This window comes from Enterobacter sp. T1-1 (assembly GCF_000710795.1).
In the GTDB taxonomy this organism is placed as follows: Bacteria; Pseudomonadota; Gammaproteobacteria; order Enterobacterales; family Enterobacteriaceae; genus Enterobacter; species Enterobacter cloacae.
Window position 1 is genome coordinate 73,316 of sequence record NZ_JALW01000023.1, and the last position, 20,804, is coordinate 94,119.

Below are 20,804 nucleotides of genomic sequence, written 5' to 3' on the forward strand. Positions count from 1 at the left end.
TTACGTTGCAAAACAAGCACATTACAAGGAACTGCGGTACGGCAGAATGTTCGAGCGCAGCATCTGCTGCGTGCCCAGGCCGTAGTTGGAGCTCAGGCCGCGCAATTCGACATTAAAGCCAATCACGTTATCGTATTTGCTCTGATTGTTTTGAGTATCCCAGCCGTTAAGCTTGCGTTCGTAGCCGACACGCAGCGCGTAACAGCAGGAGTTATATTGCAGACCAACCATCTGGTCAGCAGGCTTGTTGGCGTTAGTGTCAAAGTAGTAAGCGCCCACAATTGACCAGCGGTCAGCGATTGGCCAACTGGCTGCGCCACCCACCTGCGAAATCCCGTCTTTATACTGTTCACTGGTGGCGTAGTTCGGCAATGTTGCCTGAATATATTCCGGGCTGGCGTAACGATAGGTCAACTGCACCATACGATCTTCATCGCGACGGTACTCGACGGCTGCACTGCTGGTCGCAATATTGTCGAGACGCGTATCGTACTGCAGACCCCCGCGTAAGCCCCAGCGATCGGTCATGCGCCAGTAGGTATCGCCCGCCCACACCAGCGAACCTGTTTTGTTGTCTTTCTCCCAGTTGATATTGTCATCACCGGTACGAGACTCGGTGAAATAGTAGATTTGACCAACAGAAACGTTAAAACGTTCAACGGCAGATTCATCATAAACGCGCGTTGTGACGCCGGTCGTTAACTGGTTCGCGGAAGCAATACGGTCGAGACCGCCGTAGGTACGGTCACGGAACAGGCCGCTGTAGTCAGACTGCAGGAAAGCGGAATCATAGTTTTGGATTTTGCTCTGATCGCGATAAGGCACGTACAAATACTGCATACGTGGCTCAAGCGTCTGCGTATACCCATCCGCCAGCAGACCCATATCGCGCTCGAAGATCAGCTTACCGTCCATTTTGAATTGTGGAAGAACGCGGTTCACGGATTCGTCAAGGTCGGTGCCATAACGGTTGTTATACCAGTCCACATTTTTCTGCTGGTAATGGGTCGCCATCAGCTTGGCTTCGGTATTCAGACTCGACCAGTTGTTCGACAGCGGTAAATTGATCGTCGGTTCTAAATGAACACGCGTGGCTTCCGGCATGTCCGAGTTGGTATTGACGAAATGCACTGCCTGAGCGTAGACGCGCGTATCGAATGGACCAACATCGTTCTGATACCAGTTCACATCCAGCTGCGGTTCTGCACCGTAAGTGCTTCGCGTCTGGCTATCAAACACCTGGAACTGCTTCGTCGACACCGTAGCGTTGAAGTTCTGAATGGCATAGCCAACGCTGAACTTCTGCGTGGCGTAACCATCGGTACTGGAACCGTATTTGGAATCGAAGTCGTTGAAATAGTAAGGATCGCTGACTTTGGTGTAGTCGACGTTAAAACGCCAGACCTGGTCCATGACGCCAGCGTGACGCCAGAAGTACATCCAACGGTGTTTATCACCTTCTGTTGGGTGCTCATCCTGGAAGACCTTATCTGATGGCAGATAATCCAGTTCCATCAAACCGGTACCCGCCTGGGTCAGATAGCGGAACTCGTTTTCCCACATGACGTTGCCGCGCTTGTGGATATAGTGCGGCGTGATCGTGGCGTCCATGTTGGGCGCGATGTTCCAGTAATACGGCAGATAGAACTCAAAATAGTTCGAGGTGCTGTATTTGGCATTTGGGATCAGGAAACCTGAACGACGTTTGTCGCCCACGGGAAGCTGCAGGTACGGGCTATAGAAAACCGGTACCGGGCCGAGTTTAAATCGGGCGTTCCAGATTTCTGCGACCTGCTCTTCACGGTCGTGAATTACCTCACTTCCAACCACGCTCCAGGTATTCGAACCCGGCAGACAGGAGGTGAAGGAACCGTTTTCCAGAATCGTATAGCGGTTTTCACCGCGCTGTTTCATCAGATCTGCTTTACCACGCCCCTGACGACCCACCATCTGGTAATCACCTTCCCAGACGTTCGTATCTTTGGTGTTCAGGTTTGACCATGCTTTCGGACCTTTCAGGATGACCTGATTGTCGTCATAGTGCACATTACCCAGCGCATCCACCGTTCGTACCGGTTCGGCCGCACCTTCCGGCTGCTTCTGGTGCAACTGCACTTCATCTGCCTGCAGGCGGCTATTGCCCTGATTTATATCCACACTGCCCGTAAACGTGGCATTGTCAGGATAGGTTCCTTTAGAACTGTCGGCAGTAATGGTTACCGGCAAGCTATTTGTATCGCCACTCACCAGTGGGCGATTATAACTTGGGACGCCAAGCATACACTGCGAGGCAAGATCGGCCGCCAGCCCCTGTTGACTGTACAGGGCGGTGCCAATCATTGTGGCCAGGAGGGTGGGGATACGTTTTTTCATACGTTATATTTTAGTGTTCCGTCATCAGTTGCTACGGCTTACAAACGCTCAGAGACTATCTTACTCATCAGCGCAGTACCAGCGTTAATCCTGCCCGTTTGCGTGCCAGAGTGTTAGGCTCGCTATCGAATGACGAGTATGATAATGCAAATTATAGGCGATGTCCCTCAATTGACCGTGGCTCGACCACTGTAATGATGGCGTTGCGTCGACAAGGGACATGACTATCCGGGGAGTATATGCAGTATTGGGGTAAAATCATCGGCGTTGCGTTCGCCATCATCATGGGTGCCGGGTTTTGGGGCATCGTACTTGGCCTGATTATTGGCCATATGTTCGATAAGGCACGCAGCCGCAAAATGGCGTGGTTCGCCAACCAGCGCGAGCGTCAGTCCCTCTTTTTCTCCACCACCTTTGAGGTGATGGGGCACTTAACCAAATCAAAAGGGCGGGTGACGGAAGCCGATATTCAGATTGCCAGCGTATTTATGGACCGCATGAATCTGCACGGGGAATCTCGTGTGGCGGCGCAAAATGCGTTTCGCATCGGTAAATCGGATAACTATCCGCTGCGCGAAAAAATGCGTCAGTTCCGCAGTATCTGTTTCGGCCGTTTTGATTTAATTCGGATGTTTCTGGAGATCCAGATTCAGGCGGCGTTTGCCGACGGGTCTCTTCATCCTAATGAACGCGATGTGTTATACGTGATTGCCGAAGAGCTGGGGATCTCCCGCATGCAGTTCGACCAGTTCCTGCGCATGATGCAGGGCGGCGCACACTTTGGTGGCGGCTATCAACAGCATCAATCCTCTGGCGGCGGCTGGCAGCAGGCGCAGCGTGGCCCGACGCTGGAAGACGCCTGTAACGTGCTTGGCGTGAAACCTTCGGATGATGCGACAACCATCAAGCGCGCCTATCGTAAGCTGATGAGTGAACATCACCCGGATAAACTGGTCGCGAAGGGTTTACCGCCAGAGATGATGGAGATGGCTAAGCAAAAAGCGCAGGAAATCCAGAAAGCGTACGAGCTGATAAAAGAGCAGAAAAATTTCAAATAAAAAATGGCCCGACACAGTCGGGCCATTTTTTTTAGAAGTCCACCGGGGCTTTAAACGTCATTGCGTTGCCAAACGCCGGGTGGGTGATGGTGAGCGTCTGGGCATGAAGCTGCAGACGCGGCGCTGAAGCCAGCGCCTCCGGTGGGGCGTAAAAACGGTCTCCCAGAATCGGATGCCCCAGTGCGAGCATATGCACACGCAACTGATGTGAACGACCGGTAATGGGCTTTAGCAGCACGTGCGCGGTGTTATCCGGCGCGTACTCCAGCACTTCATACTCGGTTTGCGCGGCCTTGCCGGTCTCATAGCACACTTTCTGCTTTGGCCGGTTTGGCCAGTCGCAAATCAGCGGCAGATCCACCAGCCCTTCCGCCTGCGCGGGATGGCCCCAGACGCGTGCGACATACTGCTTTTTCGGCTCACGCTCGCGGAACTGACGTTTGAGTTCACGTTCAGCCGCTTTGTTCAGCGCCACCACAATCACACCGCTGGTTGCCATGTCCAGGCGATGAACGGACTCCGCCTGGGGATAATCACGCTGAATACGTGTCATCACGCTGTCTTTGTGCTCATCCAGACGCCCCGGCACGGACAACAAGCCGCTTGGCTTGTTGACCACCATAATGTGCTCATCCTGATAAAGGATAACCAGCCACGGGTCTTGCGGCGGATTGTAAGGCTCCATCACCATCTTGTGCTCCGTTTACTGATGCGTCACAACGATAAGACGCAGGGCATCCAGACGCCAGCTTGCCTGATTCAGGCTTTCCAGCACCTGCTGACGGTTGCTCTCAATCGCGGTCAGTTCGTCATCACGGATGTTTGGGTTCACCGCTTTTAACGCTTCCAGACGAGACAACTCTGCAGACAGTTTCTCATCGGCTTCCTCGCGCGCGGCATCAATCAGCGTTCTGGCCGCTTTTTCGATCTGCGTTTCACCCAACTGCAGAATGGCATGCACGTCCTGTTGTACGGCGTTGACCAGTTTGCTGCCCGTGTGGCGGTTTACTGCGCTCAACTGGCGGTTGAAACTCTCGAATTCAACCTGTGCAGCCAGGTTGGTGCCGTTTTTATCCAGCAGCAGACGCACTGGCGTTGGCGGCAGGAAGCGGGTGAGCTGCAGCTGTTTCGGCGCTTGCGCTTCCACAACATAGATCAGCTCAACCAGCAGCGTACCAACGGGTAATGCTTTGTTTTTCAACAGGGAAATCGTGCTGCTACCCGTGTCGCCGGAAAGGATCAGGTCGAGGCCGTTACGGATCAACGGGTGTTCCCAGGTGATGAACTGCGCGTCTTCGCGAGACAGCGCCACGTCACGCTCAAAGGTGATGGTGCAACCATCCTCCGGCAGGCCCGGGAAATCCGGAACCAGCATATGATCGGATGGGGTCAGCACGATCATGTTCTCGCCGCGATCGTCCTGGTTAATCCCGACGATGTCGAACAGGTTCATGGCGAAGCTGATCAGGCTGGTGTCGTCATCCTGCTCTTCAATGCTTTCGGCAAGCGCCTGCGCTTTCTCGCCACCGTTGGAGTGGATTTCCAGCAGGCGGTCACGTCCCTGCTCCAGCTGCGCTTTCAGGGCCTCATGCTTTTCACGACAGGATTTGATCAGCTCATCAAAACCGTCCGTATTTTCCGGCGCTGCCAGGTAAGCGATCAGATCCGTATGCACCTGATCGTAAATGGTGCGTCCCGTCGGACAGGTATGTTCGAACGCGTCCAGACCTTCGTGGAACCAGCGTACCAGCACCGACTGGGCGGTTTTTTCCAGGTAAGGGACGTGGATCTGAATATCATGCGCCTGACCGATACGGTCCAGACGGCCGATACGCTGTTCCAGCAGGTCGGGGTTGAACGGCAGATCGAACATCACCAGGTTGCTGGCGAACTGGAAGTTACGCCCTTCAGAACCGATTTCAGAGCACAGCAGAACCTGTGCGCCGCTGTCTTCTTCACTGAACCAGGCCGCAGCGCGGTCGCGCTCGACAATGGACATGCCCTCGTGGAACACGGCGGCTCGAATACCTTCACGCTCGCGCAGAACCTGCTCCAGCTGCAGCGCGGTGGCCGCTTTGGCGCAGATCACCAGCACTTTCTGTGAACGATGTGCCGTTAAGTAACCCATCAGCCATTCAACACGCGGGTCGAAGTTCCACCAGGTTCCGGTATCGCCTTCAAATTCCTGATAAATCTGCTCCGGGTAGAGCATGTCGCGCGCACGTTCTTCCTGGCTTTTGCGCGCCCCCATAATGCCGGAGACTTTTATCGCCGTCTGATACTGCGTCGGCAGCGGCAGCTTGATGGTATGCAGTTCGCGTTTCGGGAAGCCCTTCACGCCGTTACGGGTGTTACGGAACAGCACGCGGCTGGTGCCGTGGCGGTCCATCAGCATATCGATCAGCTCTTTACGCGCGGATCCCGCGTTGTCGCTGTCACTGTTGGCTGCCTGCAGCAGCGGCTCAATATCCTGTTCGCCAATCAGATCGCTCAGGGTGTTGAGTTCGTCATTCGAGAGGCGTTTGCCCGCCAGCAGCATGGCGACAGCATCGGCAACCGGGCGGTAATTATTCTGTTCTTCGACAAACTGCTCAAAGTCATGGAAACGGTTTGGATCGAGCAGGCGCAGACGGGCGAAGTGGCTCTCCAGCCCCAGCTGCTCCGGCGTTGCGGTCAGCAGCAGGACGCCCGGCACGCGCTCGGCAAGCTGTTCAATCGCCATGTATTCACGGCTCGGTGCCTCTTCGCTCCAGACCAGGTGGTGCGCTTCGTCGACCACCAGCAGATCCCACTCTGCGTCGCACAGATGCTCAAGACGCTGCTTGCTGCGGCGCACGAAGTCCAGGGAGCAGATGACCAGCTGTTCGGTTTCAAACGGGTTGTCTGCGTCATGCTGGGCTTCGGCGTAGCGCTCGTCGTCAAACAGCGAGAAACGAAGGTTAAAGCGGCGCAGCATCTCAACCAGCCACTGATGTTGCAGCGTTTCCGGTACCACGATCAGCACGCGCTCGGCGGCGCCAGAAAGCAGCTGTTGATGCAGGATCATACCGGCTTCAATGGTTTTACCGAGGCCCACTTCGTCTGCCAGCAGTACGCGAGGCGCATGACGACGACCAACGTCATGGGCGATATTCAACTGATGAGGGATCAGGCTGGTGCGTTGACCACGCAGGCCGCTCCACGGCATGCGGTACTGTTCACTCTGGAATTTACGTGCGCGATAGCGCAGGGAGAAGCGATCCATACGGTCGATTTGCCCGGCAAACAGGCGATCCTGCGGCTTGCTGAAAACCAGTTTGCTGTCGAGCAGCACTTCACGCAGGATGACATTGCTCTCGTCAGTGTCGAGGCGAGTCCCAATGTAGGCGAGCAGACCATTCTCTTCTTTTACGTCTTCAACCTTTAGCTGCCAGCCGTCGTGGCTGGTCACGGTGTCACCTGGATTGAACATCACGCGGGTAACAGGGGAGTCATTGCGAGCGTACAGGCGGTTTTCACCGGTAGCAGGGAAAAGGAGGGTGACCATGCGTGCATCGACTGCAACCACGGTTCCCAATCCAAGTTCGCTTTCTGTATCGCTGATCCAGCGTTGACCAAGTGTAAAAGGCATATGTGTTCGGCTCTAATCTTTAATTGCAGGCAATAGTTCAACCACCGTCAAAAAAGACGGTCATCGAAAAATGGGTCCGGGAGTGGAAAGGGCGCTATGGTACTGGATGGCAGCGATTTCGTCACGTGTCAAAATAGGCCAAGCTGCCCTGTCACTAGTGTAGCAAAATCGTCGTCAATGAAAGGCAAAATTCCATCCGCGACGGGCTGAAGCTGGCGCGTCAGGTAGTGGTCGTAGTCCAGCGCAGAGTGTTGATAATCCACGGGCTCTGGCCCGTTTGTCGTCCAGACATACTTGATGGTGCCCCGGTTCTGATACTGCGGGGCGCGCCCCCGACGGACGTTCTCTTCATCCGCCAGACGCGCGGCGCGGACGTGCGGCGGAACGTTACGCTGATACTCGGCCAGCGGGCGGCGCAGGCGTTTGCGATACACCAGCTGGTTGTCGAGCTCGCCGGCCATCAGGCTGGCTATCGTCTCGCGGACGTAGTCCTGATAAGGCTCATTACGAAAGATCCGCAAATAGAGCGTTTGCTGGAACTGCTGCGCCAGCGGAGTCCAGTCTGTGCGCACCGTCTCCAGCCCTTTAAACACCATGCGTTGCTTTTCACCTTCCTGAATCAGTCCGGCGTAGCGTTTCTTGCTGCCCTGATCGGTTCCACGGATAGTGGGCATTAAAAAGCGGCTGAAATGGGTTTCATACTCCAGCTCTAACGCACTGGTTAACCGCTCTTTTTGCAAATGCGCTTGCCACCAGTCGTTCACGAAGGCGACCAGCTGTTTGCCAATTCGCGCGGCTTCCTCTTCGGCGTGCGCGCCCTTCAACCAGACGAAGGTGGAGTCGGTATCGCCATAGATCACTTCATAGCCCTGGGATTCGATCAGCGCCTTTGTCTGGCGCATGATCTCATGCCCGCGCATGGTGATAGACGAGGCGAGGCGCGGGTCGAAGAAGCGACAGGCGCTGGTGCCCAGCACACCGTAAAAGGCGTTCATGATAATTTTCAGCGCCTGAGAAAGCGGCTTGTTGCCGTGGCGCTTGGCCTCGTCGCGCCCGTGCCAGATCTGTCCCACGATCTCCGGCAGGCAGTGTTTCTCCCGTGAGAAACGCGCCCCCAGAAACCCGTCGGTGCTGTGCGTATCGTCCGGCTGCGCCATCCCCTCTACCAGCCCCACCGGATCAATCAAAAAGGTGCGGATAATCGAGGGGTAGAGGCTTTTGTAGTCCAGTACCAGCACGGAGTCATACAGTCCCGGCCGGGAATCCATCACGTAGCCGCCAGGGCTTGCCTGCGGCGGCACGTCCCCCAGGTTCGGTGCGACGTAGCCTGCCCGGTGCATGCGGGGAAAGTACAGATGGCTGAATGCCGCCACGGAACCGCCGTGCCGATCAGCGGCAAGACCGTTCACTGTGGCGCGTTCCAGCAGAAAAGGCATGATCTCGGTTTTGTGGAAAATCTGCGTAACCAGCTCACAATCTTTCAGGTTATAGGTGGCAAGTGCCGGTTTGTCTTCGTTGAAGCGGCGGTCGATCTCATCCATTCGGTCCCACGGATTATCGATGGATTTCCCTTCCCCCAGCAGCTCCTGCGCCACTGCCTCCAGCGAGAAGGAAGAAAAATTCCAGAATGCGGATTTCAGCGCCTCGATGCCGTCGATAATCAGGCGGCCGTTGGCCTGTGCGAAAAAAACACCGTTTTTGAAACCGTGCTCGCGCCATTCCAGTTCGCTATGACCCCGCCCAAGCATGAGCGGGATGCGGTAACGCTCGGCGTGTTTTTGCAGTACCCGCAGGTCGAACTGCACCACGTTCCAGCCGATCAGGACATCGGGATCGCGATCGGCAAACCACTGGTTCAGTTTTTCCAGCAGTTGTGGCCGACTGTTGACGTACTCCAGCCGGAAGTCCAGCGCGGAGGCATCGCCATTCGGTGGCCCGAGCATATAGACAACCCGGTCGCCGCAGCCTTCAAGACCAATACAGTACAGTTCACCGTGACGGGTGGTTTCGATGTCCAGTGAGACCCATTTCAACGGCGGACGGTAGTGCGGGTTGGGTTTCAGACGGGCATTAATCAGACCGCCGTTGTGCGCCGTGCCATCTACCCAGACAGGGGCGGTAATAAACCGCTCCATCAGAAAACGTTCCGGGGGACGAATATCGGCTTCGTACAGGGTGACGCCCGCCTCGCGCAGCAGTTTTTCATAGCGCATCAGCTGGCGATGGGCGCGACAATAGAGGCCAGAAACCGGCTGGCGATGGAAATCTTTCAGCTCAAGTGGCGTGATGCGCCAGTTGTTTTCACCGCGCAGTAGCTGCTTTGCTTTGTCGACGTGGGCTTCAGGAATAAACGCCACGGATTCCTGTGGCGGCAGGGTAACGCGCAGCGGGCCGTTGTCCGTCGCCAGCCAGAACTCCACCTCTGTTCCCTGAGGCGTATCCCGCCAGTGTCGGGTCAGTAAAAAACCTTCTTGCGCCTGCGTCACGCCATTATCCCATAAAACAAAACCAGGCCTGATTATAGCCTGGTTAGCGGTTTTATGCTGGGTTTATATACAGTTTATTGCCCGTAATAGGCTTTTGCACCGTGCTTGCGCAGGTAGTGTTTGTCCAGCAGCGTCTGTTGCATATCCGGCAACTGTGGTGCCAGTTGACGACAGAAGATGCCCATATAGGCCACCTCTTCCAGCACAATCGCGTTATGCACTGCATCTTCCGCATTTTTACCCCACGCAAACGGGCCGTGGGAATGCACCAGCACCCCGGGCATCTGTGCTGCGTCGATTCCTTGTTTTTCAAAGGTTTCGACAATCACATTGCCGGTTTCCCATTCATACTCGCCGTTGATTTCCGCATCGGTCATCAGGCGGGTGCACGGGATGGTTCCGTAAAAGTAGTCTGCGTGCGTGGTACCGGTAGCCGGGATGGACTGGCCTGCCTGCGCCCAGATAGTCGCATGACGCGAGTGGGTATGCACAATGCCGCCGATGGTCGGAAATGCCTGATATAGCAGGCGATGGGTGGGGGTATCGGAGGAGGGTTTTTTCTTCCCTTCCACCACTTCACCGGTTGCAATGCTGACCACAACCATATCGTCAGCGGTCATCACCGTATAATCCACGCCGGAAGGCTTGATGACGAACACCCCTTTTTCGCGGTCAACGGCGCTGACGTTGCCCCAGGTCAGGGTCACCAGATTATGTTTAGGCAGCGCCAGGTTGGCTTCGAGTACCTGGCGTTTGAGATCTTCTAGCATTGTTGTCTCCCGCCGGATGGCGCTTTGCTTATCCGGCCTACACAATCGTAGGCCCGATAAACGCAGTGCCACCGGGCACGTCGTACTTAACGTTTCGAACCGTAATAGACTTCATTCCAGCGCAGCGCGTCTTTAAACGCGGGCAGGCGGGTATCGTTATCGATCACGGTCAGTTCGATGTCGTGCAGTTCAGCGAACTGACGCATATCGTTGAGATCCAGCGCGTGACTGAAGACGGTATGGTGCGCGCCACCGGCGACGATCCAGGCTTCGGAGGCGGTTGGCAGATCGGGCTGCGCTTTCCACAGGGCGTTGGCGACCGGCAGTTTTGGCAGCGCGTGTGGCGTTTCAACCGCATCCACACAGTTCACCAGCAGGCGGAAACGATCGCCCAGGTCGATCAGGCTGGCGTTGATGGCCGGGCCGGTACGGGTGTTGAAGATTAAACGTGCCGGATCCGCTTTACCGCCAATGCCGAGGTGCTGCACGTCGAGGATCGGTTTCTCTTCAACGGCAATGGATGGGCACACTTCCAGCATGTGTGAACCGAGTACCAGGTCGTTGCCATTTTCGAAGTGGTAGGTGTAGTCCTCCATAAAGGAGGTGCCGCCCTGCAGACCGGTTGACATCACTTTCATGATGCGAAGCAGAGCGGCAGTTTTCCAGTCGCCTTCGCCCGCGAAGCCGTAGCCCTGCTGCATCAGACGTTGTACTGCCAGACCCGGCAGTTGTTTCAGACCATGGAGATCTTCAAATGTCGTGGTAAAGGCGTGGAAGCCACCCTGTTCCAGGAAGCGTTTCATCCCCAGTTCAATGCGCGCCGCGTCCAGCACGTTCTGGCGTTTGTCACCCTTCACCTGCGCCGCTGCGGTGAGGCGGTAGCTGCTTTCGTATTCGTCAACCAGCGCGCTCACGTCGCCATCGCCGATCTCATTGACGACCTGCACCAGGTCACCCACGGCCCAGGTGTTCACGGAAAAACCAAACTTGATCTGCGCGGCAACTTTATCACCGTCGGTGACTGCCACTTCACGCATGTTGTCGCCAAATCGCACCACTTTCAGATGGCGGGTATCCTGTTTGGAAACGGCCTGACGCATCCAGGAGCCGATGCGTTTCTGCGCATGTTGATCCTGCCAGTGTCCGGTCACTACGGCGTGCTGCTGACGCATACGGGCGCCGATGAAGCCGAACTCACGGCCGCCGTGCGCGGTCTGGTTCAGGTTCATAAAGTCCATATCAATGCTGTCCCATGGCAGGGAGGCGTTGAACTGGGTATGGAATTGCAGCAGCGGTTTGTTGAGGATTGACAGACCGTTGATCCACATTTTGGCGGGTGAGAAGGTGTGCAGCCACACTACCAGACCCGCGCATTTATCGTCGTAGTTTGCGTCACGGCAGATATGGGTGATTTCATCCGGCGTCGTGCCCAGCGGCTTCAGCACCAGTTTACATGGCAGTTTGGCTTCCGCGTTCAGCGCGTTCACGACGTGTTCCGCATGTTTCGTCACCTGTTGCAACGCTTGCGGTCCGTACAAATGCTGGCTGCCAATCACAAACCACACTTCATAATTATCAAAAATGGTCATCGTCGTGTCCTTAATGGGTCAGGGTTGCCGTCGTATCCGCGGTGTGTTTTGACGGGGCGGCGACAGGGAGATAGTGAAGTTCGGCGCTTTTTGCCCATTGCTGGTAGCGCTGATAAAGCTGTTCAAAGCGTTGCGCCTGTTGAGCACGCGGCTGAAGGGTATTTTCGACCGCGCTTGCCATATGCTGCTGTGCAGTCGGGATATCGGCGTGTACGCCCGCGGCAACGGCGGCGAAAATAGCCGCACCCAGCGCGCAGCATTGATCGGACGCGACAATCTGCAGCGGACGGTTCAGCACGTCGCAGCAGGCCTGCATGATCACCGGGTTTTTACGGGCGATACCGCCCAGCGCCATGACGTTATTGACGTCGATGCCCTGTTCGGTGAAGCACTCCATAATCGCGCGTGCGCCAAAGGCGGTAGCTGCAATCAGGCCGCCAAACAGGGCCGGGGCATCGGTCGCCAGATTGAGATCGGTTATAACGCCTTTAAGACGCTGGTTGGCAAATGGCGTACGGCGGCCGTTGAACCAGTCGAGCACCACCGGCAGGTGTTCAAGAGACGGATTTTTCGCCCACGCGGCGGTGAGCTGGGGCAGCAGCTGTTTCTTACTCTCGGCAATCTGGGTTTTCAGTTCCGGGTGCGCGGTCGCCAGCTGGTCCAGCGGCCAGCCCAGTACCCGACCAAACCAGGCGTAAATATCGCCAAACGCAGACTGCCCGGCTTCCAGACCGATAAAGTCCGGCACCACGCTGCCGTCGACTTGTCCGCAGATACCTTTCACTGCGCGGTCACCGACGCTGGCCTTATCCGCCGTCAGGATGTCGCAGGTGGAGGTGCCGATCACTTTCACCAGCGTATTGGGTTGGGCGCCAGCGCCCACCGCGCCCATATGGCAGTCAAACGCACCGCCGGAGATTGCCACGTTTTGCGGCAGGCCCAGGCGTGTTGCCCACTCTTCGCAGAGCGTGCCCACCGGAATATCCGCGGTAAAGGTGTCGGTAAAGAGCGGGTACTTCAGGCTCTTGTTGATAATCGGATCGAGTTCATCGAAGAAGGCTGCCGGTGGCAGACCGCCCCAGCTTTCATGCCATAGGGATTTATGCCCGGCGCTGCAGCGGCCGCGGCGAATATCCTGCGGGCGGGTGGTACCTGAGAGCAGGGCAGGAACCCAGTCACACAGTTCAATCCACGATGCGGCTGCCTGTGCAACCGCTGCGTCAGCGCGGGTGACATGCAGGATCTTGGCCCAGAACCATTCACTGGAATAAATTCCGCCGATGTAGCGCGAATAGTCGGTTTTACCTGGCTGGTGGCACAACCGGGTGATGGCTTCGGCCTCTTCGACGGCGGTATGGTCTTTCCACAGCACAAACATGGCGTTCGGGTTGTCGGCGAATTCAGGACGCAGCGCCAGCACCCGGCCTTCCGCATCCACTGGTGCGGGGGTAGAACCGGTGCTGTCTACGCCGATCCCAACCACCTCTGCATGCTGGGCGTCAGTCAGCTCTGCCAGCACGGTTTTGATTGCCGCTTCCATCGACTCAATGTAGTCGCGTGGATGGTGACGGAACTGGTTGTTTGGCGCATCGCAGTAGCGCCCCTCTTGCCAGCGTGGGTACCACTCAACGCTGGTTGCTATCTCCTGGCCGGACGTACAGTCCACTGCCAGGGCGCGAACCGAGTCGCTGCCAAAATCGAGGCCAATCGCAATTGCCATGGTGTTGCTCCATCAGAAAACAGGTATGAGAGAACATTAGAGACTGGGGGCGAAAATCGTCAGGCAGGATCCGCTAATCTTATGGACTAAATTGCTGTTGAGATGGAAAGTGTGACGCCGTGCAAATATTCAATGTGGACATTTCTGCCGCACTTATAGACACTTTTGTTACTGCTTATCTGCCCACTCTGGCGGAGAAATCAGGGGGAAAGGCTGAAACATGGCGGACGTAAAAGAGACGTGATGCTTTTTGGATCTCGTCGCAGGCCATTTTTATACGGCTTTTAACGATATGGACAATTGGTTTCCTTCAGTACCGTTGGGAGAACTGAATCTATGGCCGAAACGCAAAACGATCCCTTACTGCCGGGTTATTCGTTTAACGCCCACCTGGTGGCGGGGCTGACCCCTATCGAGGCTGAGGGATATCTCGATTTTTACGTTGACCGTCCGCTTGGGATGAAAGGGTACATTCTGAACCTGACCGTGCGTGGGGAAGGGATAATCAAAAACAACGATCAGCAGTTCGTCTGTCGTCCCGGCGATATGCTGCTGTTTCCGCCTGGTGAGATCCACCATTACGGGCGTCATCCGGATGCCAAAGAGTGGTATCACCAGTGGGTCTACTTCCGCCCCCGCGCCTACTGGCAGGAGTGGCTTTCGTGGCCAGCCATTTTTGCACACACCGGTTTTTACCGCCCGGACGACGCTCATCTGGCCCAGTTCCGCGAGCTGTTTGCCCAGATCATAGAGGCAGGGCAGGCCGGTGGGCGCTACGCTGAGCTGCTGGCAATTAATTTGCTTGAACAGGTGTTACTGCGCCGGATGGAGGCGATTAACGCGTCGCTTAATCCGCCGCTGGATAACCGTGTGCGTGATGCCTGCCAGTACATCAGCGACCACCTGGCCGACAGCCAGTTTGATATCGCCAGCGTGGCCCAGCATGTCTGCCTGTCGCCGTCGCGGCTATCGCATCTGTTCCGGCAGCAGTTGGGTGTCAGCGTGCTGAGCTGGCGCGAAGATCAGCGCATCAGCCAGGCGAAACTGCTGCTCAGCACCACCCGGATGCCCATTGCCACCGTCGGGCGCAATGTGGGCTTTGAAGATCAGCTCTATTTTTCCCGCGTATTTAAAAAATGCACTGGCGCCAGCCCCAGTGAATTCCGGGCGGGATGTGAATAAACGGTAAAAAAAGATAAACAAGCAGGTGAACTGTGGAAGCAACCTGTAAACTATTCAGACAATTGTTGTCTTGACGCGGTGCAGGGCGCTAAGCAGAATCCCTGATTCGTTTTCTGACCGGAATAGTTATGCAGGCATTGCTGGAACATTTTATTACCCAGTCCGTTATGTATTCGCTTATCGCCGTTGCGCTGGTGGCGTTTCTGGAATCGCTGGCGCTGGTTGGGCTGATCCTGCCTGGTACGGTGATGATGGCGGCGTTGGGCGCGTTGATTGGCAGCGGTGAGGTCAATTTCTGGCAGGCGTGGCTGGCCGGTATGATCGGTTGCTTACTGGGCGACTGGATCTCCTTCTGGCTGGGCTGGCGTTTCAAGAAACCGCTGCACCGCTGGTCTTTTATGAAGAAGAACAAAGCGCTGCTGGATAAAACCGAGCATGCGTTGCATCAGCACAGCATGTTTACGATCCTCGTCGGACGCTTTGTCGGGCCAACGCGTCCGCTGGTGCCGATGGTCGCCGGGATGCTGGATCTGCCCGTCGCAAAATTCGTTTTGCCGAACATTATCGGCTGCGTCTTCTGGCCGCCGTTCTACTTCCTGCCGGGGATCCTGGCGGGGGCGGCAATTGATATTCCTGACGATGTGCAGAGCGGTGGCTTTAAATGGTTATTGCTGGCCACAGCGCTGCTGTTATGGCTCGCTGCATGGTTGTGCTGGCGGCTATGGCGCAGCGCGAAAGCGAATGTCGATCGTCTGACGCGCTATCTGCCACGTTCGCGGTTGCTGTGGCTGGCGCCGTTGACACTGGGCGTTGCCGTTGTGGCGCTGATCGCGCTGATTCGCCATCCGCTGATGCCGGTGTACGGTGAGATCCTGCTGAAGGTGGTCAGCCGTTAAGGATCCCCAGCAGGTGCGACGCGCTTGCTTTACCACTCATCAACTCTTCGGTTTCACCCTCCCACACGATACGACCCTCCGCGATCACCACCGATCGCGGGGCGATGCGTGCGGCATCTTCAATACTGTGTGACACCATCAGCATCGTCAGTTGCTGACGCTGGCAGACCTCCTGTACCAGGGCGAGCATCTCCTGACGCAGCGCGGGATCGAGTGCAGAGAAGGGCTCATCCAGCAGCAGTATCGGCTGCTCGCGAACCAGACAGCGAGCCAGCGCCACGCGCTGACGTTGTCCGCCAGAGAGCTCTCCGGGGAGCCGGTCAATAAACGTGGTAATGCCCATCTGCCCGGCAATCTTTTCCAGCTTCTGGCGCTGCGCGTCGTTCAGTTTCAGCCCCGGATCCATACCCAGCGCGATGTTTTGCCGCACCGTCAGATGGGTGAACAGGTTATTTTCCTGGAATAGCATCGAGACCGGACGCCTGGCGGGCGGGGTGTAGGTATGGTCGTTGTTTTCAATCATTATCGACCCGCTTGCCGGTTGCAGAAAACCGGCAATCAGATTGAGTAAGGTACTTTTCCCTGCCCCGCTTGGGCCAAGCACGGCAATCATCTCACCCGGGCGTACCGACAGGCTGAAACGCATAGGCAGGTGTTGGTAGAGCCAGGTGACATCAGTCAGTTTTAACATTGCGCCCCGGAAGTTTTTCGATAACGGTAAATAAGGCAAAGCACAGCAACAGCAGCAACAGCGCCGTGACGGCCCCCTCCTGACTGCGGTAGGAGCCGATCTGCTGATACAACCAGTATGGCAGCGTGCGGAAATCTTCATTGCCAAAGAGCGCCACCACACCAAAGTCGCCAATGGAGAGCACACAAGCGAAGGCCAGCGCCTGAGCAAGCGGGCGTTTCAGCGCGCGCAGTTCAACCACCTTTAACCGGCGCCAGCCCTGTATACCAAGCGACTGACACAGCAAAGCGTAACGGCTGTTGACGTCGCGCATGGGGTTTTCCAGCACCTTCAGCGCATAGGGAATGGCCATCAGGGCGTTGGTAAAAATCACAATTCCGTCGGCGCTTTCCGGCAGACCAACCGTACTGTTGAACAATAAAAAGAAGCCGGTTGCCAGGACGATGCCCGGCATTGCGAGGATTAACATCCCCGTCAGCTCCAGCGCTTGTCCGGCTTTGCGCGCCTGGCGCGCATAAAGTTCGCGACTGCTCCACAGCAGCATCATGGTCAGCATGACGCACAATAGCCCGGCAGCCAGTGCGATGCGCAAGGATGTCCAGGTCGCTTGCCAGAGGACGGGCTGTTGCAACACGGAGACGAGGTTAAGGTTAACGCCATCGACGATAACGGCCATCAGCGGCGGCAGAAGCAGCAGCAGGGCCAGTACGATCAACATCACATCCGCGATTCGGCTGTGCAGGCTGTCCTGTGGATCGCGCCAGCCTGTAATCTGATGACTGCCCGGTGGAATGGCTTTGCTCAGACGCTGACTCAGCAGGACCAGCACAAGACAGCACAGCATCTGCACCAGAGCCAGAAGCGCAGCGCGGCCGGGGTCGTAGTCGTAACTCAGCGCCTGGTAAATCGCCAGTTCGATGGTGGTCGCCTGTGGTCCACCACCAAGAGAAAGCACGGTGGCGAAACTGGCAAAACAGAGCATGAAGATCAGGGCCGCAACCGGAGGGATTTGACGGCGCAGCCATGGCCATTCGACAAAGCGGAAGAATGACCAGCCGCGCATACCCAGCTGTGCCGCAAGCTGACGCTGCTCGCCGGGGATAGCCTCCAGCGCCTGTAAAAAAAGCCGGGTCGCCATGGGCATGTTGAAAAAGATGTGCGCCAGCAGAATACCTTTGAGTCCGTAAGGGGAGAAGGTCCACTCCAGACCAAGCAGGTTAAAGAGGGCGGCCAGCCAGCCCTGACGACCATACACGCTCAGGATCCCAAATACCGCCACCAGGACTGGCAGGATCAGCGTCATGGCGCACAGTCTCAACAGCGCCTCCCTGCCGGGGAAGCGTCTGCGGTAGAGCGCCCGCGCGAGAAAAATGGCCGGGATCACCGACAGCAGGGCAGAGAGAAACGCCTGCCAGAAAGAGAACCGGATGACGTGCCAGAGATAGCTGTCGTGCCAGAGAGAGAGCAGATCACTCTCTGGCGCGTTAAACCACAATGCCAGAAAAGCGCCGAGACTGACCGCCACCATCACTACGGCGGCGAGCAGTCCGGGAAATAACCAGCCGGGAATTAGCGGCTGACGGCGCGTTGCCATTCACTTACCCATGCTGCTCGCTGCGCGGCGACCTGCTGCGGCGTAAACTCCAGCGAGGTTTGCGGTTTGGTCAGTTGCTCGAAGCCCGCAGGTAGCGTCACGTTGGTCACCGGATACATCCAGTTACCCGTTGGGATCGCATTCTGGAACGCTGGGGAGACCATGAATTTCAGGAACTTCTCGGCCAGTTCCGGCTGCTTGCTGGCGGCAGTGCGGGCAGCCACTTCCACCTGCAGGTAATGACCTTCAGCGAAATCAGCGGCGGCGTAGTTGTCTTTCTTCTCGGCGATAATGTGATAAGCCGGGGAGGTGGTATAGCTCAGCACCAGGTCGCTCTCCCCTTTCAGGAACAGGCCATAGGCTTCGCTCCAGCCTTTGGTGACGGTCACGGTTTTGGCGGCCAGCTTCTGCCACGCTTCCGGTGTTTTATCACCGTATACCTTGTGCATCCACAACAGCAGGCCCAGACCCGGTGTGCTGGTGCGCGGATCTTCATAAATCACGCGCCATTTCTGGTCGCTTTCCACCAGCTCCTTCAGGCTTTTCGGCGGGTTCTTCAGCTTGTTTTTGTCATAAACAAACGCAAAATATCCGTAATCGAACGGCACAAAGGTGTCGTTTTTCCAGCCGCCCGGCACGTTAACCGCATCTGCCGCTACGCCGCTTTTGGCGAACAGTTTCGTTTGCGAGGCCGCATCCAGCAGGTTGTTATCCAGGCCGAGTACCACGTCGGCCTTGCTGTTTTTACCTTCCATACGCAGACGGTTAAGCAGCGAGACGCCATCTTCCAGCGCCACGAATTTCAGTTCGCAGTTGCAGTCGGCTTCAAAGGCTTTTTTGACGACCGGGCCTGGGCCCCAGTCGGCTGAAAAGGAGTCGTAGGTGTAGACCGTCAGGACGGGTTTTGCGAAAGCAGGTAGCGCAAACAGCGCCAGCAGGGGAAGCACTTTTTTTAACACTTTGCACCTCAAGGTTGAGTGGCAAAGGATTTTGAGCGACAGCCTCAAATCCCTTCGCCGGCGTTATCCGGATCAGGTTCGACGGGTATTATCTCAGCGCACATCAGTGATGCAGCACCCCGTTGAGAACGGCGCTATTGTAATGATTTGGCGAATATTACGAAAGTGTTATGGCTCTGGTGGCGCAAACCAGGCGGATTTAAAATCAAACCAGCCCAGCGTATTCATCCGTAACCCCCGCATACTGCGCTGGCCCTGGATCATCAGCCAGTGGTGGATCAGCGGCACGATTGCTTGTTCAGCCAGCAGCGCCTGACACCAGGTGGCCAGGTTCATCTCACCCGCGCGCCACTGCGCCGCATCCTGCTGCCAGTCCCGATCGATACAGTGCTGGATCAGCGGGACTTCATACAGGTGTGAGAAGAGCGAGAAATCGAGCGGCAGGGTGAAGTTGGCGCTGTTCAGCCAGATATCGCTGGTCAGTTCCCCCTGGTGCCATTCGTCATAGTCCACTTCCCTGATGTCCAGCCGGACGCCTTCTGCAGCCAGCAGTCTGGTCATGATCCTGGCGATAAAACGGTGTTCCACGTGCTCGCGGTAGTAGGTCAGGGTAACAGACTCCAGCCCTGCCGGTTTGTCATAGTGGGCAGGACGGGCATGATGCCAGCGAGGAAGCAACCCGTACGCCGGAAACCAGTACGTCTGATACTGTTCTTCCGCATGGTAAATCAGATTGGAGGGAGATAAGACGTGGCTGATCCATTTGCGTACCGCCTGATTGGCCCCGCGGTGGGTGCGGCTGTCAAACAGCAGGTAGTAGCAGCCCTCCTCAAGGCGGCTTTCCACCGCCTTTTCGCCCGTTGTGGGGCCTTCAAGCGTCAGCCCGGCGCTGAGCTCTTCATTGAGATCCGGTAATACCCAGACGTTCACTTCGTCGATCAGCGCCCGGTAGCCAAAATAGTCATCAAACGCGCGAATTTTCAGCTGGTTATTGGTGTTACGCGACACGGCATAGGGCCCGGTGCCAATGGGCTGGCTGGCAAAATTGTGCAGCGATTCCCACTCTCCTGGCAAAATCATTGATGGGACATACCCCAGCAGCCAGGGGAGCCATTTATCCGGCTGAGACAGTTCAATATCCAGCGTCCAGGCGGTGGGGGAGTGAACGCGCGAGATATGCGAATAAAGCGGAAGCTTGCGGGCACGCTCCAGTGAGGCGATGACATCGCGCATTTCCAGCTCGCGGCCGTGGTGAAAGTGGATGCCGGGACGTAAGAAAAAGCGCCAGTGACGTGGGGAGAGTTGCTGCCAGTGGTGCGCAATATCAGCTTCCAGTTCCCCGTTTTCCTCATTTATTCGCGTCAGGCCGCTGAATATTTGTCGCGCCATATGGGTTTCTGAGCGGCGCAAGGCCGTGCCGGGGAGCAGATTCTTCATCGGGCGATAGTAAAGCACCCGCAGAATGTGGCGGCCCTGACGAAAACTCCGCCCAAGATGGGAGACCAGCATCTGACGTACTGCGGCTTTATCGCCTACCAGTTGCACCAGCTGATCGATTCGGTCCTGTTCCAGCAGGTCTTCTGCTCGCTGTTGCTGCAAGGCCAGCCCGGTATAGAGAAAGGTCAGACGTGAGCGTTTGCCGCGTCCCGCTTCGGCTTCCCAGTTTAACCAGCCCTGTTGCTGCATGGTGTTAAGCAGCGTGCGCATATGACGTCGGGAGCAGTTAAGGAGTTCAGCCAGTTCGTTAAGCGTGGTCTCCTGCGATTGCCCTTCGCAGCACTGCCAGAGGCGGATGAATTGTTGTTGCAGACGACCAGAAGGCATAAAAGGGGAACTCCTGACAAAAAATTAGCAATTTATTAATCCCTATATTAAG

The 20,804-nt window shown here is 56.5% G+C and carries 14 protein-coding genes and 1 riboswitch; of the genes, 3 read left to right on the plus strand and 11 right to left on the minus strand.

Translation table 11 applies throughout. The annotated features are described in order from the left end of the window. Positions 1–21: 21 nt before the first annotated feature. Positions 22–2,373: an LPS assembly protein LptD gene (gene lptD / locus AK59_RS0110130; RefSeq protein ID WP_029882686.1), complete on the minus strand. Its 2,352-nt coding sequence runs from the start codon at positions 2,371–2,373 to the stop codon at positions 22–24. A 239-nt stretch (positions 2,374–2,612) separates the two neighbouring features. Between lptD and djlA the strand changes: the two genes are divergently transcribed. After that, on the plus strand, positions 2,613–3,431 hold the full coding sequence (gene djlA / locus AK59_RS0110135) for a co-chaperone DjlA (protein WP_013095544.1): 819 nt from the start codon (positions 2,613–2,615) through the stop codon (positions 3,429–3,431). A 31-nt stretch (positions 3,432–3,462) separates the two neighbouring features. Here djlA and rluA read toward each other — a convergent pair whose 3' ends face one another. The 6 genes from rluA to araB form a co-directional block, all read right to left on the minus strand. Next, entirely contained in the window at positions 3,463–4,122 is a 660-nt protein-coding gene (gene rluA / locus AK59_RS0110140) for a bifunctional tRNA pseudouridine(32) synthase/23S rRNA pseudouridine(746) synthase RluA (RefSeq protein WP_029882687.1), read from the minus strand. Between the two features lie 12 nt (positions 4,123–4,134). After that, positions 4,135–7,041, minus strand: coding sequence for an RNA polymerase-associated protein RapA (gene rapA / locus AK59_RS0110145; protein WP_029882688.1), 2,907 nt, complete (start codon positions 7,039–7,041; stop codon positions 4,135–4,137). Between the two features lie 128 nt (positions 7,042–7,169). Further along, positions 7,170–9,527 carry a DNA polymerase II gene (polB, locus tag AK59_RS0110150; protein ID WP_029882689.1) on the minus strand — a complete coding sequence of 786 codons (2,358 nt, stop codon included), beginning with the start codon at positions 9,525–9,527 and terminating at the stop codon, positions 7,170–7,172. 74 nt (positions 9,528–9,601) lie between these two features. Next, positions 9,602–10,297 (minus strand): L-ribulose-5-phosphate 4-epimerase, encoded by a 696-nt coding sequence (gene araD, locus AK59_RS0110155; RefSeq protein ID WP_013095548.1) that lies wholly within the window; start codon positions 10,295–10,297, stop codon positions 9,602–9,604. Between the two features lie 86 nt (positions 10,298–10,383). Beyond that, complete coding sequence (araA, locus tag AK59_RS0110160) at positions 10,384–11,886, minus strand: L-arabinose isomerase (protein ID WP_020688483.1); 1,503 nt, start codon at positions 11,884–11,886, stop codon at positions 10,384–10,386. Positions 11,887–11,896: 10 nt separating this feature from the next. Continuing rightward, a complete protein-coding gene (araB, locus tag AK59_RS0110165) occupies positions 11,897–13,606 on the minus strand; it encodes a ribulokinase (protein ID WP_029882690.1) in 1,710 nt (569 codons plus the stop codon). Positions 13,607–13,942: 336 nt separating this feature from the next. On the opposite strand from araB, the gene araC reads away from it, so the two are divergent. After that, on the plus strand, positions 13,943–14,788 hold the full coding sequence (araC, locus tag AK59_RS0110170; RefSeq protein WP_013095551.1) for an arabinose operon transcriptional regulator AraC: 846 nt from the start codon (positions 13,943–13,945) through the stop codon (positions 14,786–14,788). Positions 14,789–14,916: 128 nt separating this feature from the next. Next, positions 14,917–15,684: a DedA family protein gene (locus AK59_RS0110175; protein WP_013095552.1), complete on the plus strand. Its 768-nt coding sequence runs from the start codon at positions 14,917–14,919 to the stop codon at positions 15,682–15,684. Here AK59_RS0110175 and thiQ read toward each other — a convergent pair. The 4 genes from thiQ to sgrR form a co-directional block, all read right to left on the minus strand. Then, positions 15,674–16,375 carry a thiamine ABC transporter ATP-binding protein ThiQ gene (gene thiQ, locus AK59_RS0110180; RefSeq protein ID WP_029882691.1) on the minus strand — a complete coding sequence of 234 codons (702 nt, stop codon included), beginning with the start codon at positions 16,373–16,375 and terminating at the stop codon, positions 15,674–15,676. The genes AK59_RS0110175 and thiQ overlap by 11 nt on opposite strands. Next, complete coding sequence (gene thiP / locus AK59_RS0110185; protein ID WP_029882692.1) at positions 16,359–17,969, minus strand: thiamine/thiamine pyrophosphate ABC transporter permease ThiP; 1,611 nt, start codon at positions 17,967–17,969, stop codon at positions 16,359–16,361. The genes thiQ and thiP overlap by 17 nt, the downstream gene beginning before the upstream one ends. Further along, positions 17,945–18,928 carry a thiamine ABC transporter substrate binding subunit gene (gene thiB / locus AK59_RS0110190; RefSeq protein ID WP_029882693.1) on the minus strand — a complete coding sequence of 328 codons (984 nt, stop codon included), beginning with the start codon at positions 18,926–18,928 and terminating at the stop codon, positions 17,945–17,947. The genes thiP and thiB overlap by 25 nt, the downstream gene beginning before the upstream one ends. A 31-nt stretch (positions 18,929–18,959) precedes the next feature. Next, positions 18,960–19,060, minus strand: a riboswitch (TPP riboswitch). Positions 19,061–19,096: 36 nt separating this feature from the next. Beyond that, positions 19,097–20,752: an HTH-type transcriptional regulator SgrR gene (sgrR, locus tag AK59_RS0110195; RefSeq protein WP_029882694.1), complete on the minus strand. Its 1,656-nt coding sequence runs from the start codon at positions 20,750–20,752 to the stop codon at positions 19,097–19,099. Positions 20,753–20,804: the final 52 nt, after the last annotated feature.

Bases quoted from the DNA above. Each gene is read 5' to 3' on its own strand.
- lptD (WP_029882686.1), bottom strand. From the start codon at position 2,373: ATGAAAAAACGTATCCCCACCCTCCTGGCCACAATGATTGGCACCGCC.
- djlA (WP_013095544.1), top strand. From the start codon at position 2,613: ATGCAGTATTGGGGTAAAATCATCGGCGTTGCGTTCGCCATCATCATG.
- rluA (WP_029882687.1), bottom strand. From the start codon at position 4,122: ATGGTGATGGAGCCTTACAATCCGCCGCAAGACCCGTGGCTGGTTATC.
- rapA (WP_029882688.1), bottom strand. From the start codon at position 7,041: ATGCCTTTTACACTTGGTCAACGCTGGATCAGCGATACAGAAAGCGAA.
- araD (WP_013095548.1), bottom strand. From the start codon at position 10,297: ATGCTAGAAGATCTCAAACGCCAGGTACTCGAAGCCAACCTGGCGCTG.
- araA (WP_020688483.1), bottom strand. From the start codon at position 11,886: ATGACCATTTTTGATAATTATGAAGTGTGGTTTGTGATTGGCAGCCAG.
- araB (WP_029882690.1), bottom strand. From the start codon at position 13,606: ATGGCAATTGCGATTGGCCTCGATTTTGGCAGCGACTCGGTTCGCGCC.
- araC (WP_013095551.1), top strand. From the start codon at position 13,943: ATGGCCGAAACGCAAAACGATCCCTTACTGCCGGGTTATTCGTTTAAC.
- AK59_RS0110175 (WP_013095552.1), top strand. From the start codon at position 14,917: ATGCAGGCATTGCTGGAACATTTTATTACCCAGTCCGTTATGTATTCG.
- thiQ (WP_029882691.1), bottom strand. From the start codon at position 16,375: ATGTTAAAACTGACTGATGTCACCTGGCTCTACCAACACCTGCCTATG.
- thiP (WP_029882692.1), bottom strand. From the start codon at position 17,969: ATGGCAACGCGCCGTCAGCCGCTAATTCCCGGCTGGTTATTTCCCGGA.
- sgrR (WP_029882694.1), bottom strand. From the start codon at position 20,752: ATGCCTTCTGGTCGTCTGCAACAACAATTCATCCGCCTCTGGCAGTGC.